The following is a 15,399-nucleotide window of genomic DNA, read 5'->3' on the forward strand; positions in this document are numbered from 1 at the left end:
AGGCGGGCATTCGTCTGGCAAGGATCACCCGTCATGGCGGCATGGAATGCGGTCGAGGGAATGGATCGAGACAAGAGCGGAGATCAACGATCTGGTGCGAGAGGTTAATAAGTACGAACCATTGGCATTCGGCGATCCGGAATGAACCGACTGCTGGTTCAGAAATCGAGGAGCTGGAGCGAGTCGCTTTTTTTACGTTGGTGGTTTTGCGCGACTATCTTGTTTGGGCTGCCTGCCGTCATCTGGCGGCAGGGTCTGGGTACCGCTTTGCAGCAATATTGCTGCCGCGCCGCCGCAAGTCGGCTATCAGCCTAAATATGACCAATGCTGCCTCATCCCTCGACGACAGCTATGCGCAGGAGGTGACCTTTGCAAAGCATGGCGAACGGCCCCAACCTTACATTGACCGTGTCACATTTTCTGCGATGCAGCACCACGAAAGTGGCGCGCAATCCCTCCATATTGAACTGGGCTGCCATGCGAAAGTTCTGCGGAAGTCACATTTTTTTGGTATATTTTTTTGGCCTATGGTGCGATCTCTGTATAGTGTGTACTCATTGTAAAACGACATATTGTTGAGACAAGCAGTAGGGCCGATGGCATCCGCACAACAACTCATTGGGCTTGTAAAAAGCCATGCAGAGGGAGACGCTGATCGATTTTTTGATCTGGCTATGCAACTCTCTGCGAGTGAAGAGCAGAAGGGACACACCCGTCTTGCGGAACAATTGCGTCAATGGGCCGAGGCGGGTCAAACGGCTCCCACGTCGCGCGTACCGGAAGTTACGCCTTTAGCAGCACCTCGTGGAGATCTAGCAGAATTTCTAGCCGCCAGTTATCCGACCGAACGGCTGAATGATTTAATCCTACCTGCGAGCATCGAAGGTGAGCTTGCGCATATTGTCGTTGAGACGAAGATGCGCGAAAAATTAGAAGAAAAAGGTCTAAAGCCTCGTCGCCGCGTTCTCCTATCGGGCCCGCCTGGGACCGGTAAATCGATGAGCGCATCTGCATTGGCTGGTGAGCTACAATTTCCGCTTTTTTCTGTCATGCTTCATGGGCTGATCACGAAGTTCATGGGTGAGACAGCTCAAAAGCTGAAAATGGTTTTTGATGCAGTTAAGACAACGCGGGGTGTCTATCTTTTTGATGAAATCGATGCGCTTGCCGCCGCCCGAGAAGGCGGAAACGACGTTGGCGAAGCCCGCCGAGTTCTAAATTCGTTCCTCCAGTTTCTCGATGAGGACACTGGTCCTTCTATCATAATTGCGACAACAAATTTACCAGGTATCTTGGATCGCGCTGTTTTGCGGCGCTTTGACCTCGTACTGCCTTATGAAATGCCTGACGCTGCGTCAATTCGCGAGGCCATTGAACGCCGTTTGATCGGTTTCAAAACTGGCGATATGGCTTGGAGAAAAATTACAGATAGTGCCTTGAGCTTATCGACAGCTGACGTTGTTGCGGCAGCCGAGGACGCAGCACGCCGCGCGGTATTAGCGGACAAAGAAACAATTGCGACACAGGATTTGATGGATGCCCTTGAACGCCGTCGTTCGCTGCAAGAATTAGGGACGGACGCCTATGGCACGGGACAAGCTACATTTTCATCTTCGAAACCTCGGGACAGCGCACAGGTTCCGAGAAAAGCGCGGGGGCGGAGGAAGGCAAGTAAGTAATGTTCTCAACCGAGCAGCACATGCACAAGTTCTCCTACAAGCAATCGATGCGTTGCCTGATATCCAAGCAGACGGCCTCCCAGGCGTCTATTTGGAGGTTACTGCACCCGCAAATGAACCACTAAAGAAAGACAGCCTCAATAAGAGCGATCTAACGCTTTTGCATTATGACGAAGGTGCACGCAGTCTGACCAACCAAGAGACAGCGACAGTCTACGCAACCGCCTCAGCAATCGGAAAATTACGCACCAAAGTCACGCAGTTTGAGACGGAAGACACCCCGGATCGTGAAAAAGACGGTCAAATCATTCCAGGCCGGCCAAAGAACGCGGATCTTATTCAAAGCATTGCGACACTCACAGAGGCGGGATTACGCGCCCTATGGCGCAGCCCTGACGATAAGTTCCCACAAACGCAAACAGCAACAAACTGGGAACTATGGCTAGACCGAGAAGCTGCTGACGCATTTGTCCTTGGAGCCCAAGCCTACGATGTTGCCATTGGCGAAGAACAGCTTGAGTTCCCCGAAGATATTGTCGTCATTGCACATGGAACCCGTGACGCCCTTGCGAACGCTATCCGACATCTGCGCGGTGTTAAAGCCATGGCAGCGCCAACGATCACAGCAGACTTTTTCGCTGGGGGCGATGTCATCGAGCAAGCGCAATGGGTTGACGAGTTGCGGAATCGAACAACGTACCCGGCCCATGCAGACCCGGGATATGTGACACTTTTAGACACGGGCGTTAGTCGGGCACATCCATTGGTGCAACCAGCCCTTGAGGTCGCCGATCGCCACGCCGCCAATCCCGCGTGGGGACTAGAAGACATTCGCGGTCACGGCACACATATGGCTGGACTGGCACTATTAGGGGATCTTACCTCCTGCCTCCATCAAACAAACCCCGTCACCGTATCAAATCGCTTAGAATCTGTTAAACTGAAACCAGATACTGGCGAGAACCCTCATCACCTGTTTGGTGCCGTCACACGTGGCGGGGTGAATACAGTTGAGCAGACTCATCCACGTCGTCGGACTTTCACCATGCCGATCACCACCGGAGCAGACACGCCCCATGACGGTGCTCCCACGTCATGGTCCAGCGAAATAGATCAATTGGCGTCAGGAGCATCTGGTAATCGTGATCTCAAACGGCTTATGCTCATTTCAGCAGGGAACACCGACAATTTCAGTTTCGGCGCAGGGCAATATCTTGACCGATGCGATCATGAAGATAACGAAATTCAGTCTCCTGCCCAGGCGTGGAACGCTGTCGCAGTTGGTGCATTTACGGAGAAAACGGTTCTCCCCGACAACGAAGCAGCAACGGCTTTAGCTCCATTTGGAGACTTGTCGCCGTCCTCTCGTACCGCATCTTGGACATCATATTGGCCATTAAAACCTGATGTTGTGCTTGAAGGTGGCAACTGGGCAAGCAGCGCGTTTCCACCACCAATGAGACATGGGTATCTGTCGCTATTGTCGACCCATCACAACTATCCTGTCCGCTCTCTTACCTTCACATACGATACTAGTGCGGCAACTGCATTGGCCGCAAAGGGCATTACGGAGCTATGGTCTGACTATCCCGATCTGTGGCCCGAAACGATCCGAGGCTTGTACGTCTCTTCTGCAAGATGGACCCCGCAAATGCGATCGCATTTGCCCGTCGCGCATAACAAGGGCAATTATGCCCCCCTATTTCAACGCTATGGGTACGGCGTCCCTAACCTTAAACGTGCGCGGCGCAGTGCGTCCAACGCACTAACACTGATCGTCGAAGATACAATTACCCCCTATGGCTTGTCTGACGACGGCAAACGAGGCGTCGACAATGAGATGAAACTATTCACCCTTCCATGGCCTGTCGAAGAACTACGTCGGCTTGGAAATACGGACGTCACTTTGCGTGTGACCTTGAGTTCTTTCATTGAGCCCAATCCATCAGAAGCGGCCAGAGGGTCGCGCTATCGCTATGCCTCTCATAATCTGCGTTTCAAACTAAACCGTGCAGATGAAGCCGCCCCTCACTTTATGGCGCGCATCAGTAAATTGGCGGCACAACCCGCTGGCCCAGCAAGCAATGAATCCGATGGGTGGGACTACGGGAGCGACCGCCGCGACGTCGGATCTCTCCACATTGATCAACTTACCTGCCGCGCATCCGATCTTGCTCGTCGCAACCTCATCGCCGTGCATCCGGTGAATGGATGGTGGAAAACAAAGTCGCTTTTGAACGGAGACCCGCCATCAGTGCGCTTTGCGCTTATCGTTGAGATTGATGCGGAACACATTGAAGCTGAACTCCACGCTGAAGTTCAATCGGCAATTGCAGCTTCGGTTGCGACGCAGACTGTTATCGCGCTGTAGACCATACATTATGAGTATATGTATGGTGTTGCTCAGTTTTAGGCAAATCACCGAATGTTAATTAGGCAAAGAACTTTTGACAAAAACAGCCGTCATAGGCCAATTGTGTTCAGATTTCCACCGCACGTTGTGGTTTCTGAATAACAACGCCCGAGCTTCCCGGTTGCCGTGGCTCAACTCATTTCCAAGAAACAGCTGTGAGGCTGCATCGTCATATTTAGCTAGGGCTTTGGAAAAACGGCACCCTGAGCTCAAAATATCGGTCTTGAAAGGAAGTGGCTCAAGAGGAATTCACTTCTGGGTAGAAGCAGGGGAATACGTGATGGACCTTACTGTCGACCCATTTGATGAGAACAGGCTCCCTTTCTTTGATTTTGCGCCACACCCTTCTCAAGAGTTATTTACCGAGCTTGAGCGTATGAGCCCTGAGACAGCCTGGGTAAATCTGGGCACTGGTTGCCAAGTCTTTTTGGACTCGTTGCTGCAAAGTCTTTTGGGATCAAATCAACTTATTGATCAACGGGATTAGCCTAACAAAAGGAAATGAACGCGATTTCAGCGAAGATCTCCTTTCCGCCCGACCTTCATAAAAGTCTATGTTCGATTCGAACTGCTTTGGGCTTGGTTGTCTGCGTGCTTTGCAATGGTCGCTGATAACCATCGCCGCCCTTAGTAGTGCACTGTAGCGTAGGTGGGCTTCCCGCCCCCATTGGGCAAACTGATCAAGTCCGCTTTGAGCGGGCAGCTGACGTCAAAGGAGCTCGCCGGCACCACTCGGCTTAAACCTGACCAAGAAACAAGTTCTTAGCTATTATGTAATTGCAATGACTATGCTGACCACTCCCAAAGCCAAAGAGACGAGCGCTAGGCATGCGGAGACTCTGATAAGTGGATCGGAAACCGTAAGGTACCAATACAGGATGCTTATTGGTCCACATTTTACTACTTCAATTAGAGCTTCCTGTTCGGCCTTAAGGTTCAAATGCTTCCGCAGATCGTAGTCCAATTTGATAATGGACTCGTCATCATAGTGACCAACAACGGCCGCGTATGCCGTTAATCCTTCGGGCGCTGTCAGCCGGACTATTTGAAAGCGTTTTGTTCCATCTCGCCTTTTATAGTTGATGAGCGCACGTCCCCGTCCAGCGTGTTTGTCTGGACATTTCTTTACAGTGAACCTGTAAGTTTTGTCGTGTTTCACAATTACTCCTGGAAAAAAATCTGGCACGTTTCCCATGCAACGGTCTCCTACGCTCCATGATAGCTCGCATCCAAGAAGGTCTAGCAACCATAGATCTAATCGATTTCTTCACAAGTCACATAATAATACCCAATTTCCTCAATAGATCTTCGAAGGACATGGCTCGCCTAGATTTAGCGAGCCGCCACCGAGCTCTCAGATTTTGCAATCCTCTGGCGTTGGCCATGACCGCTTCAGGCTGGGAGCAGACACTTGACGTGATCTTTGCAAAGTCGTCGTGATAGTTGGAGCTACCGCGTTTGCCCGGGCTAGGTGGTGCAGTGAAGGCGATTAGATACCGATCCCTGGTGTTACAACTTCTGTCGCGACGGGCTGCACTCGGCCAAAGCCATGCTCAATTCCAAATATAGCCTTCCAGTGAATACGCTAAAACACTGACCCACCATGGGTGTTAAGGGCGATATTTGGGGGGATATCAATCGACTTAATCTTAAATTATCATTCAAATTCAGTAGATTATATCATACTTATGGTGCCTCAAGAGGGACTCGAACCCCCGACCTTGTCCTTACGAAGGACCTGCTCTACCAGCTGAGCTATTGAGGCGCTGGAGCGCTATATAGACGCGGTTTTTGGGCAGTACAAGACTACTGGGGCGCGATAAGCGTTCCCTTGCTTTGCTAGTTTTGGGGCTCTAAGGCCACACGTCCTTCAGGCATAAGCTGCCAAACCTTGCCGTTTTCAAACACCGCTGCACAGAGCGGTCGTCCGTAGGCTGCGCCTCCGTCAAGGTCGATGCGGTTTCCAAAATGGGTGGCTTTTTCCAGCGCGGTATGGCCGTGCACCACCAGCCAAGGGTGGCGTCGGGAATCGTCGATAAACCCCTGCCTGATCCAGACCAAATCATTTTCATGCTGATCCGCCAAAGCCACGCCGGGTCTGATTCCTGCGTGCACAAACAACAGGTCGTCGTGTTGGTGATAGATGTGCAGGGATTTCAGGAAATCGACATGCGCTTGCGGCACTGCGTCTTTGGCGCGTTTGTGAACGGTAAATAGGCGGTCTTCATACGGCACGTCGATGCCGTAGCTTTCCAGAGTTTGAACGCCGCCGAGCCGCTTGTGCAGCCAAAAGAAATCTACCAACAAGTGTGGATCATGGCGTGGAGTGTCCTCCATGAACCATTCAAACATCCGGTCATGGTTGCCTTTGAGACAAATCCAGTTGCGTCCCGCTGCGAGCCCCGCGCGCAGGCGTTCAATCACGCCTTGGCTGTCGGGGCCGCGATCAACGTAATCGCCAAGGAAAACAATCTGGGCATCCGGTCCGCCGTCGGCTTCGATGCGTGCAAGCATATCGTCGAGCTGGTCAAGATGGCCGTGAATGTCGCCAATGGCGTAGATGGGAGTGGTCATCAAAGAATTCCTGCGTCAGTCACTGGCTCATTAAACAAAAAACGCCGCCCCAAACAGGGGCGGCGTGTGAAAATCTTGTGATAGACGCCTTAAGCGACGTCAAACGCCAGCGGTTTCACCTGACGGAACATGTCGGTGGCGCAGAGTTTATCGACGATCGGTGCGGGCACTTGTGCGTCCACATAGAGCAGCGCAATCGCTTCGCCACCGACATCGGCGCGGCCAAGGGTAAAGTTGGCGATGTTCACGCCGTTTTCGCCCATGGTTTGACCCAAGGTGCCGATGATGCCCGGCACGTCTTCGTTGGTGGTGTACAGCATGTTGGCACCGACCTCGGCATCGATGTTGATGCCTTTGATCTGGATAAAGCGCGGTTTGCCGTCGCTGAACACTGTTCCTGCAACCGAACGCTCACGCTTGTCGGTCACCACGGTCACTTTGATATAGCCGTCAAAGGTGCCCGATTTGTCTTGGTTGGTGGTCGAGATCTTGATGCCGCGCTCTTTGGCGACAACAGGTGCGGACACCATGTTCACGTCTGGGTTGGCTTTCTTCATGATGCCAGCCACAACCGCACAGTTCAGCGCGGCGAGGTTCATATCCGAGACCACACCATCGTAAAGGATGTTGATAGCCTTGATCGGCTCGTCGGTCATCTGACCCGAGAACGCACCAAGGTGTTCGGCCAGTTTGATCCACGGGCCCATGACTTTGGCTTCTTCTGCGGTCACGGACGGCATGTTCAACGCGTTTTCCACAGCACCGGTCAGCAGATAGTTCGACATCTGCTCGGCCACCTGAAGCGCCACGTTTTCTTGGGCTTCGGTTGTGGCCGCGCCAAGGTGCGGTGTGCAGACGACGTTGGGCAGGTTGAAAAGCGCGTTTTCTTTGGCGGGCTCTTCTTTGAACACGTCAAAGGCGGCACCAGCAACGTGGCCGGATTTCAACAATTCAGCCAGCGCTTCTTCGTCGACCAGACCACCGCGGGCACAGTTGATGATGCGCACGCCTTTTTTGGTTTTGGCGAGGTTTTCAGCCGACAGGATGTTGGCTGTGGCGTCGGTGAACGGCACGTGCAAGGTGATGAAATCGGCGCGTGTCAGCAGCGCGTCCAGCTCGACCTTCTCAACGCCCATTTTGTCGGCTTTTTCCTCAGACAAGAAGGGGTCATAGGCGACCACTTTCATCTTCAGGCCACGCGCACGGTCACATACGATGCCACCGATGTTGCCTGCACCGATCACGCCGAGGGTTTTGTTGGTCAGCTCAACGCCCATGAATTTGGACTTTTCCCATTTGCCGGCGTGTGTGGACTCGGACGCTTCGGGGATCTGGCGTGCCACGGCGAACATCATTGCGATGGCGTGCTCGGCGGTGGTGATCATGTTGCCGAACGGCGTGTTCATGACGATCACGCCTTTTTTCGACGCGGCCTCTTTGTCGACGTTGTCGGTGCCGATGCCGGCGCGGCCAATGACTTTGAGGTTGTCGGCGTTCTCCAGCAGTTTCGCAGTGGCTTTGGTGGCCGAGCGGATCGCAAGACCGTCGTATTGGCCGATCACTGCGGCCAGCGCGTCTTTGTCTTTGCCAAGGTCGGGCATGAAATCAACGTCGATGCCACGGTCGCGGAAGATCTGAACAGCGGTTTCGCTGAGTTTGTCGGAGACGAGTACTTTGGGAGCCATGATGTAGGTCCTTATATCGGGGGCCGGATGTGCGATTAGGGCAGCGACCGGCCGAGGGAGGGTGCGAAGCGCCCGCCCGTGGGGGCGGTTGGGCGCTGCCCGGTCTAACGACCAGGCGATTCAATTAGGAAACTTGCGCTGCGATTTCGGCTTCAAAAGCCCATGCAAGCCACGGCAGCATCGCGTTGATGTCAGCGGTTTCCACCGTGCCACCACACCAGATGCGCAGGCCGGCTGGCGCGTCGCGATAAGCACCGATGTCCAGCGCGATGTCTTCAGCTTCCAAACGTTTCGCAACGGCTTTGGCAAAGGCCGCGCCGTCTTGAATGCGTGCGTCAGTGAACTTCAGACAGACCGAGGTGTTGGAGCGTGTCGCATCATCCTCGGCCAGATTTGCGATCCAGTCATTGGCATCGCAGAAATCAAACACGGCCTGCGCGTTGGCGTCAGCCCGCGCGATCATGCCTTTCAGACCACCCACCGAACGGGCCCAGTCCAGTGCAAAGAGGTAATCCTCAACTGCCAGCATCGACGGCGTGTTGATGGTCGCGCCGGTAAAGATGCCTTCGATCAGCTTGCCGCCTTTGGTCATGCGAAAGATTTTCGGCAGGGGCCATGCAGGGGTGTAGCTTTCCAGACGAGCGACAGCATGTGGCGACAGAACAATCACACCGTGGGCCGCTTCGCCGCCCAGAACCTTCTGCCAAGAGAAGGTGGTGACATCCAGCTTGTCCCAATCCAGATCCATCGCGAAAGCCGCCGAAGTGGCGTCACAAATTGTCAGGCCGGTGCGGTTTGCGTCGATCCAGTCGCCGTTTGGCACGCGCACACCCGAGGTGGTGCCGTTCCATGTAAAGACAACGTCGTTGTTGAAATCCACAGAGGCAAGATCAACAATCTGGCCATAGTCGGCGGTGTTGGCCACGGCGTCGATCTTCAGCTGTTTGACCACGTCGGTGATCCAGCCTGCGCCGAAAGATTCCCATGCCAGCATCTCAACCTTGCGTTCGCCAAGCAGCGACCACAGAGCCATCTCAACCGCGCCAGTGTCAGACGCAGGAACGATGCCGATTTTATAGTCAGCGGGGATGCCCAGAACTTCGCGGGTGCCTTCGATGGCACCCTTCAGCTTGGCTTTGCCAACAGCTGCGCGGTGGCTGCGACCCAATGGGGCGTCGGCCAGTTTGGACAATTCAAATGTGGGGGGTTTGGCACATGGGCCAGAAGAAAAACGCGGATTTGCCGGCCGCGTTGCCGGTTGCTGAGTAGCCATTGATGCTATCCTTACAGATATCTGCCCTTCGTTGGGGAAGGGTGTCCCACCGCCGGACATACGGGGGATGCTGCGGTCGCACAACCGTCAAATTCGCCGCAGACGACAGATTGTGACTCAAATACGACCTGTTCTGTCTCCTATCGGAAACTCTATTTCACGGGCTTTCAAACAGGCCCAAATTGGCGCAGTTTAGCGCTGAACGTCCTGAAGTGAGCGCGGCAGATGCCCGGAGTGATCGAAAAAATACAATACCTTCTGCGTGACCCTTACGTCGGTTTGCCGTCGGAGGTGACAGATTTACCAAGTACGTACCCTGACAAGCGATACGTCGTTTTTTTCACGCCTCGCAGCGGCAGCACGCGGCTGACCAACTTGATCAGGAGGGCCGGTGGCTTGGGGCGTCCAGACGAATGCTTTAACCCCGATATTGTACCCGCGCTGGCCAAAAAATTGGGCGCAGACAGTTTGGAGACCTACACTGACCGTCTTTTACGAGCGCGGCAGGATGGCAAGATTTTCGGGTGCGAAGTCACCTATTTACAGATAATGATTTTGTTCAAATCGGCGCGTCGTTTTCGGAGGGCCGTCAATCCGACCGACCTGATATGGTTGATCAGAGAGGACCTTGTGGCGCAATCTGTGTCTGCGAGCAGAATGGTGCAAACCGGAGTGTCCCAGTCGGTTTTTTCCAGCCCAAAGGAATTGGCGCAGGCGGATAAGGATTTTGTCTATGACGCGCCCGCCATTCGAAGCGCCATGCTACGTATGCTTGTTCAGGAATGGCGCACCGAGGCCGTTCTGGCTCAAATGCCTCACAAGCCGCTTCGATTGAGCTACGAGTTGGTCAATGCCTTTCCGCCGCAGAGTGTCCTTACACTCATACGTGACCATCTAAAAACCGAGCCGAAAGATGATTCGCGGGTGTTTTCTACCCATAAGAAAGTGTCCGGGACCAAAAGTTTAGAGATGTCAGAGCGATTTCGCGCAGAACACGCTGGCTTCGTTGCTTGGGTGGATCGACGTCGCGCAAAAAGAATCGCCGCACTGGACGAGGCACGAGCAGCGTTGAGCGAATTGCAGTCGGCGTCGTGAGACAGTCTTGGCTGGCATTGGCAGGCACGCCATGCTCTATGCGGCGCGAGATCGTAACTGACCTATCCAACTGAGGCTGACATGTATATTGCCACGCTGCTGACTTCCCCGAATTCCGCAACGCTTGAACCATCTTTGGTGGAAAACCTGCGCAATGCGTGGGGAGGCGGCGATGCGCAGTGGTTGGCGCCGGATGAGGCCGCAGAATTTGCGCTAGACGCGATGCCGGACAATCGGTGGGATGTCTGGGCCGATCTTCAGAGTATGAGCGTCGATCTGGTGATCCAACCCGCCGAAGGGCGGTGCAAAAAGATGCTGCTGGCGGACATGGACAGCACCATGATCCAGCAGGAATGTATCGACGAGCTGGCGGATGAGGCTGGCGTCGGCGACCGTGTCAAAAACATCACCGAACGGGCGATGAACGGTGAACTGGATTTTGACGGAGCGCTGACAGAACGTGTCGGTCTGCTCAAAGGCCTGGATGAGGGAGTGATCTCCAAGGTTCTGGCTGAGCGCATCACACTGATGCCTGGCGGACGCACATTGTTGGCGACGATGAAGGCGCATGGCACTTATGCCGCGTTGGTGTCGGGTGGATTCACTGCGTTCACGGCCAAGGTCGCGGCGGAACTGGGATTTGATGAAAACCGTGCCAACACGTTGCTTGTCGCGGACGGCGCATTGACCGGTGATGTGGGCCGGCCAATTCTCGGACGGGAAGCCAAAGTACAAGCCCTTAAGGAAATCACAGCGCGCCTTGGTTTGGCGCATGACGACGTGATGGCCGTGGGCGACGGGGCCAACGATCTGGGCATGCTGGGACTGGCCGGGGCGGGGGTAGCGCTGCATGCAAAACCCACGGTGGCGGCGGAGTGCGACATCCGCATCAATCACGGTGATCTGACAGCGCTGCTTTATATTCAAGGCTACGCCAAGACCGAGTTTGTCGGGATCTGATACATGCTTGAATTTGGGCTTGAGGCTTTGCTGCTGTTGTTGGCAGCCGGGTTTTTCGCGGGCTTTGTGGATGCCATAGCGGGCGGAGGTGGCTTGATCACATTGCCGACGTTGATGATTGCGGGGGTGCCGCCGGTTCAGGCTTTGGCGACCAACAAAATCCAAGGCATGTTTGGTTCGGGAACGGCCGCCTATTCATATGCCAAAAGCGGGCTGGTGGATCTTCGCGAGCAGGCGCTGCCTGCGATACTGGCCGGTGTGGCGTCTTTTGCAGGCGCCTTGCTGGTGTCGGTGTTGCCCACTGATTGGATCCAACTTGTCCTGCCAATGCTGTTGATTGGCATCGCGATCTTCTTTGCGTTTCGCAAGGATCCCGGTGACCTTGACCAATCAGCGCGAATGTCGCCTCTGGCTTTTACATGGACTGCCGTGCCGATGATTGGCGCCTATGACGGTTTGCTCGGTCCCGGTGCTGGCAGCTTTTTCATGATCGCCTTTGTGGCGCTGGGCGGCTACGGCATCCTTAAGGCCACGGCCCACACCAAGCTGTTGAATTTCGCCTCCAACGTCGGCGGGCTCGCCGGGTTTATCCTCGTGGCGGAACCGCTGTGGGCGCTGGGGTTGATGATGGGAATGATGCAAATTGCAGGTGCGCGGCTTGGGGCCAAGATTGCGATGGCCAAAGGTGCAAAGCTGATCAGGCCTTTGTTGGTCGCAACATCCCTAGTGCTCGCGGCCAAGCTTTTGTGGGATGTGCTTTAAACGCGCTCACGATACCGTCATAATTTAACATTTGTGTTAAATAAAGAATCGCGCAATGATCAGATCATGACACACCTGACCACAGCCTTCGCCGCTTTGTCCGATCAAACCCGCCTTGCAATGGTGGAGCGATTGATGGGCGAGGGCGAACTCGCTGCTGGTGATCTGGTGTCTGACGCCAAAATCAGTGGTCCTGCCATCTCACGCCACCTGAAGGTGTTGCGCACTGCCGGATTGATCCAACAACGCGCAGACGGCACCAAACGTTTCTATTCTGTGCGGCCAGAGGCGATGCGGGCCATCGCGGGCTGGACAATGGATCACAAAGCATTTTGGCACGCGGGTCTGGACCGTCTGGATGCCTTGTTTGCGGAGGAAAATGAATGACAGACGCCCGATTGGAACGCGACTTTCCAGTGACGCCAGACCGGCTTTATGCGGCGGTGACAAACCCGGCCGATCTGTCCCGCTGGTGGGGTCCAGAAGGCATGACATTGGGTGCACACACGCTTGAGTTCACCAAGCTGGGTGCTTGGCATTCCGTGATCCACGGTGATGAGGGGCGAACCATGAAGATGTCCGGACAGGTCACCAGCTTGGATCCGCCTAAATCGGTTGGCTTCACGTGGGCTTGGCATGACGAAAACGATGCGCGCGGCCACGAGAGCCATGTCACATTTACGATCGTTGAAACCGCGGACGGCGCCAAGTTGATCATCGATCACCGCGATCTTCAGGACGAGGATCAGGCGCAAGGTCACAGCCGTGGCTGGACCAGTACCCTCAACTGCCTCGCGGCGCTTTTTGAATGAATTTCACTTAAGACCCTTCACAACAAGGAGACTTTTAATGCCCAAATTTATGTTCATCTACCACGGCGGTGGCCGACCCGAGACCCCGGAAGAAGGCGAAAAAGTCATGGCCGCCTGGGGCGCCTGGATGGAAGGCCTCGGCGCCAATATGATCGACGGTGGCAATCCGGCGGGCGTGTCCAAAACCGTCAGCGCCAGTGGTGTATCGGATGACGGCGGCGCAAACCCTGTCTCAGGTTACACACTGGTGAACGCCGCTGACATGGATGCTGCTTGCGAAATGGCCAAGGGCTGCCCGATCCTTGACGGCGGCAAAGGCACAGTGGAAGTCGCAGAAGCGATGGAGATGTAAGGCTCAGCGCAGCTGAGCGACGCCCAACCAAGCGCTGGCGCCCCTTGGGGCGCCCGTGATGGGCGGGAGCGCTGCCGAATTAACGCAGCGCAGGGCCTGCTTTCATCAGACCTGTTTGCAAACCGTCCCAGTTCCGAATTGGCGCATCGAGGTATTTTTTGGCCTCAGGATGTGCGGGATCAAGCGCGCCGAGTTTGACCAGAATGGCGGCAATCGCGTTCTCCGATGCACGGGTTGCCCCGTCCACGATTTTGAGCGCCACGCCCAGACCTTGTTCCGGTAACATCGCTACGAAATAGGCCTCGGCGCCGGTTTTTATCGCAACAGTATGCCCCATCGCGCGCATCAGGTTGGTGCAGGCGCGGCCTTCTCCCGCAACATATTCCGGATGTTTCGCCATGGCGGTACGCAGCCGTGCGGCGGCGGTTTCGCGGGTGCCGTTGCCTTCGCGCGCACTGGCATAAAACGCCATCGCGCGGGCCATGCCGTGCAGCGTGCTGGCATGATTGGGAGCAGAGCAACCGTCGATACCGTAACCGGCGCTGTTTTCCTGCGTTAACTCTTCGTGTGCGGCCAGAACCGCTTTTTGCACCGGATGGTCGATCTCGCAATACTCCGGGCCTGCGCCAAGGTGTTTGGTCAGCGTTAGAAATCCTGAATGTTTGCCAGAGCAATTGTTGTGCACGCGACAAACCGGATCGCCACAGCGGATCAAGTCATCGCGGATCGCCAGATCTCGCGGCTCTTGCGGGCCGCACCGCAGATCATCTTCGCCAAATCCCTGTGCCGCCAGCCAGTCCCGTACCATGTCGTTGTGGATGGCCGACGCATTGTGGCTCGCGCAGGCCATTGCCAGATGTGTCTCGCTCAGCCCCGCCGCATCTGCTGCGCCGCTTTCAACAAGCGGCAGCGCCTGAATCATTTTTGATGAACTGCGCGGCAATACAACGGCCTCGGGATCGCCCCAAGCGTCCACAATTTCACCTGCGGCGTTACAGACCACCGCATGCCCGTGATGCACACTTTCAAGGATGTCTCCTCGCCACATTTCCGTCATCAGCACCGGATCAGTCATGATTTCTCTCTTTTTCATGGGCAAAATCGTGCCAACGGGTCTTTCGCCCAAAGGCCAACATGGGTTAGACTCACCGCATCGAGACAAGAATGTCCAGCCTACAACAAATGGCGAACAAGCCGGGGCGGACAGTTATTTGAGGCAAGTCACAGCTTGGAGGCTGTTGGGTATGGGATCACATTTGGTGAAAGCCTTGGTTGCGGCGACAGGTCTGTCGCTGATTGGGGTTGCCGGTCAGGCACAGGAAAGCAGCGACAATCAGGTTGCGGCAATGACCGACTGGAGCGTCTTTGAACACAAAGACAGCGACAAGCGGGAATGCTGGGCGGTGAGCACCGCCAAAGAAAGCGTCAACACCCGCGGCGGGCAGGTGGTTGCGGTAAAGCGCAGCGACATCCTGTTGATGGTGTCGTATCTGCCGCATCTGAGCGTGACCGGGCAGGTCGGGTTCACCGGCGGGTATCCTTTTGCGTCCGGGTCTCCCGTGAACGTGGATATTGACGGCAAAACCTTTTCGCTGATCACCGAAGGTGAATGGGCGTGGCCTGCCTCCGAAGGGGACGACGCGGCCATCGTTGCGGCGATGAAACGCGGCCAATCGGCTGTGTTCTCGGCGCAATCCTCACGCGGAACCAAAACCAAAGACAGCTTTTCGCTTTCGGGCTTTACCGCTGCTGTCGAGGATGCCGGAAAACGCTGCCAATAACGTGACCGGCCCG

15 protein-coding genes and 1 tRNA gene are annotated in these 15,399 nt (G+C 55.2%); 11 read left to right on the forward strand and 5 right to left on the reverse strand.

Features of this window, described 5'->3' with window-relative positions; translation table 11 throughout:
- The 4 genes from SHIM_RS20435 to SHIM_RS15890 form a co-directional block, all read left to right on the forward strand.
- A partial coding sequence (locus SHIM_RS20435) for a hypothetical protein (protein ID WP_193749941.1) occupies nt 1–563 on the forward strand: 563 nt, incomplete at its 5' end.
- 33 nt (nt 564–596) lie between these two features.
- Entirely contained in the window at nt 597–1,679 is a 1,083-nt protein-coding gene (locus SHIM_RS15880; protein ID WP_054003669.1) for an AAA family ATPase, read from the forward strand.
- Nucleotides 1,680–1,731: 52 nt separating this feature from the next.
- Complete coding sequence (locus tag SHIM_RS15885) at nt 1,732–4,050, forward strand: S8 family peptidase (protein ID WP_241488898.1); 2,319 nt, start codon at nt 1,732–1,734, stop codon at nt 4,048–4,050.
- 265 nt (nt 4,051–4,315) lie between these two features.
- Nucleotides 4,316–4,579 (forward strand): hypothetical protein, encoded by a 264-nt coding sequence (locus SHIM_RS15890; RefSeq protein ID WP_152926575.1) that lies wholly within the window; start codon nt 4,316–4,318, stop codon nt 4,577–4,579.
- Nucleotides 4,580–5,781: 1,202 nt separating this feature from the next.
- Here SHIM_RS15890 and SHIM_RS15905 read toward each other — a convergent pair.
- The 4 genes from SHIM_RS15905 to SHIM_RS15920 all read right to left on the reverse strand — a co-directional run bounded on the left by SHIM_RS15905 (nt 5,782) and on the right by SHIM_RS15920 (nt 9,624).
- Nucleotides 5,782–5,857, reverse strand: a tRNA-Thr gene (locus SHIM_RS15905).
- 74 nt (nt 5,858–5,931) lie between these two features.
- Nucleotides 5,932–6,666 (reverse strand): metallophosphoesterase family protein, encoded by a 735-nt coding sequence (locus SHIM_RS15910; protein WP_054003673.1) that lies wholly within the window; start codon nt 6,664–6,666, stop codon nt 5,932–5,934.
- Nucleotides 6,667–6,755: 89 nt separating this feature from the next.
- Complete coding sequence (gene serA / locus SHIM_RS15915; protein ID WP_054003674.1) at nt 6,756–8,351, reverse strand: phosphoglycerate dehydrogenase; 1,596 nt, start codon at nt 8,349–8,351, stop codon at nt 6,756–6,758.
- A gap of 124 nt (nt 8,352–8,475) precedes the next feature.
- A complete protein-coding gene (locus SHIM_RS15920) occupies nt 8,476–9,624 on the reverse strand; it encodes a phosphoserine transaminase (RefSeq protein WP_054003675.1) in 1,149 nt (382 codons plus the stop codon).
- A gap of 225 nt (nt 9,625–9,849) precedes the next feature.
- Here SHIM_RS15920 and SHIM_RS15925 point away from each other — a divergent pair, with 225 nt between their 5' ends.
- The 6 genes from SHIM_RS15925 to SHIM_RS15950 all read left to right on the forward strand — a co-directional run bounded on the left by SHIM_RS15925 (nt 9,850) and on the right by SHIM_RS15950 (nt 13,605).
- Complete coding sequence (locus tag SHIM_RS15925) at nt 9,850–10,719, forward strand: Stf0 family sulfotransferase (RefSeq protein WP_054003676.1); 870 nt, start codon at nt 9,850–9,852, stop codon at nt 10,717–10,719.
- 81 nt (nt 10,720–10,800) lie between these two features.
- Nucleotides 10,801–11,679, forward strand: a complete 879-nt coding sequence (gene serB / locus SHIM_RS15930; RefSeq protein ID WP_054003677.1) for a phosphoserine phosphatase SerB — start codon at nt 10,801–10,803, stop codon at nt 11,677–11,679.
- Between the two features lie 3 nt (nt 11,680–11,682).
- On the forward strand, nt 11,683–12,441 hold the full coding sequence (locus SHIM_RS15935) for a TSUP family transporter (protein ID WP_054003678.1): 759 nt from the start codon (nt 11,683–11,685) through the stop codon (nt 12,439–12,441).
- Nucleotides 12,442–12,507: 66 nt separating this feature from the next.
- Complete coding sequence (locus SHIM_RS15940) at nt 12,508–12,828, forward strand: ArsR/SmtB family transcription factor (protein WP_054003679.1); 321 nt, start codon at nt 12,508–12,510, stop codon at nt 12,826–12,828.
- Nucleotides 12,825–13,253, forward strand: coding sequence for an SRPBCC family protein (locus SHIM_RS15945; protein ID WP_054003680.1), 429 nt, complete (start codon nt 12,825–12,827; stop codon nt 13,251–13,253). Before SHIM_RS15940 ends, SHIM_RS15945 begins: the two co-directional genes overlap by 4 nt.
- A gap of 37 nt (nt 13,254–13,290) precedes the next feature.
- Nucleotides 13,291–13,605 carry a YciI family protein gene (locus SHIM_RS15950; protein WP_054003681.1) on the forward strand — a complete coding sequence of 105 codons (315 nt, stop codon included), beginning with the start codon at nt 13,291–13,293 and terminating at the stop codon, nt 13,603–13,605.
- Nucleotides 13,606–13,684: 79 nt separating this feature from the next.
- On the opposite strand, the gene SHIM_RS15955 is transcribed toward SHIM_RS15950, so the two are convergent.
- The gene (locus tag SHIM_RS15955) at nt 13,685–14,680 is read right to left on the reverse strand and encodes an asparaginase (protein WP_054003951.1); all 996 of its coding nucleotides are present in this window, start codon (nt 14,678–14,680) and stop codon (nt 13,685–13,687) included.
- Nucleotides 14,681–14,849: 169 nt separating this feature from the next.
- On the opposite strand from SHIM_RS15955, the gene SHIM_RS15960 reads away from it, so the two are divergent.
- On the forward strand, nt 14,850–15,386 hold the full coding sequence (locus SHIM_RS15960; RefSeq protein ID WP_054003682.1) for an invasion associated locus B family protein: 537 nt from the start codon (nt 14,850–14,852) through the stop codon (nt 15,384–15,386).
- Nucleotides 15,387–15,399: the final 13 nt, after the last annotated feature.

It is taken from the genome of Shimia sp. SK013, from assembly GCF_001292625.1.
Lineage (GTDB): Bacteria > Pseudomonadota > Alphaproteobacteria > Rhodobacterales > Rhodobacteraceae > Shimia.

What these genes read in the sequence shown, in the direction of transcription:
- SHIM_RS15880 (WP_054003669.1), top strand. Translation starts at nt 597, where the DNA reads ATGGCATCCGCACAACAACTCATTGGGCTTGTAAAAAGCCATGCAGAG.
- SHIM_RS15910 (WP_054003673.1), bottom strand. Translation starts at nt 6,666, where the DNA reads ATGACCACTCCCATCTACGCCATTGGCGACATTCACGGCCATCTTGAC.
- serA (WP_054003674.1), bottom strand. Translation starts at nt 8,351, where the DNA reads ATGGCTCCCAAAGTACTCGTCTCCGACAAACTCAGCGAAACCGCTGTT.
- SHIM_RS15920 (WP_054003675.1), bottom strand. Translation starts at nt 9,624, where the DNA reads ATGGCTACTCAGCAACCGGCAACGCGGCCGGCAAATCCGCGTTTTTCT.
- SHIM_RS15925 (WP_054003676.1), top strand. Translation starts at nt 9,850, where the DNA reads ATGCCCGGAGTGATCGAAAAAATACAATACCTTCTGCGTGACCCTTAC.
- serB (WP_054003677.1), top strand. Translation starts at nt 10,801, where the DNA reads ATGTATATTGCCACGCTGCTGACTTCCCCGAATTCCGCAACGCTTGAA.
- SHIM_RS15935 (WP_054003678.1), top strand. Translation starts at nt 11,683, where the DNA reads ATGCTTGAATTTGGGCTTGAGGCTTTGCTGCTGTTGTTGGCAGCCGGG.
- SHIM_RS15940 (WP_054003679.1), top strand. Translation starts at nt 12,508, where the DNA reads ATGACACACCTGACCACAGCCTTCGCCGCTTTGTCCGATCAAACCCGC.
- SHIM_RS15945 (WP_054003680.1), top strand. Translation starts at nt 12,825, where the DNA reads ATGACAGACGCCCGATTGGAACGCGACTTTCCAGTGACGCCAGACCGG.
- SHIM_RS15950 (WP_054003681.1), top strand. Translation starts at nt 13,291, where the DNA reads ATGCCCAAATTTATGTTCATCTACCACGGCGGTGGCCGACCCGAGACC.
- SHIM_RS15955 (WP_054003951.1), bottom strand. Translation starts at nt 14,680, where the DNA reads ATGACTGATCCGGTGCTGATGACGGAAATGTGGCGAGGAGACATCCTT.
- SHIM_RS15960 (WP_054003682.1), top strand. Translation starts at nt 14,850, where the DNA reads ATGGGATCACATTTGGTGAAAGCCTTGGTTGCGGCGACAGGTCTGTCG.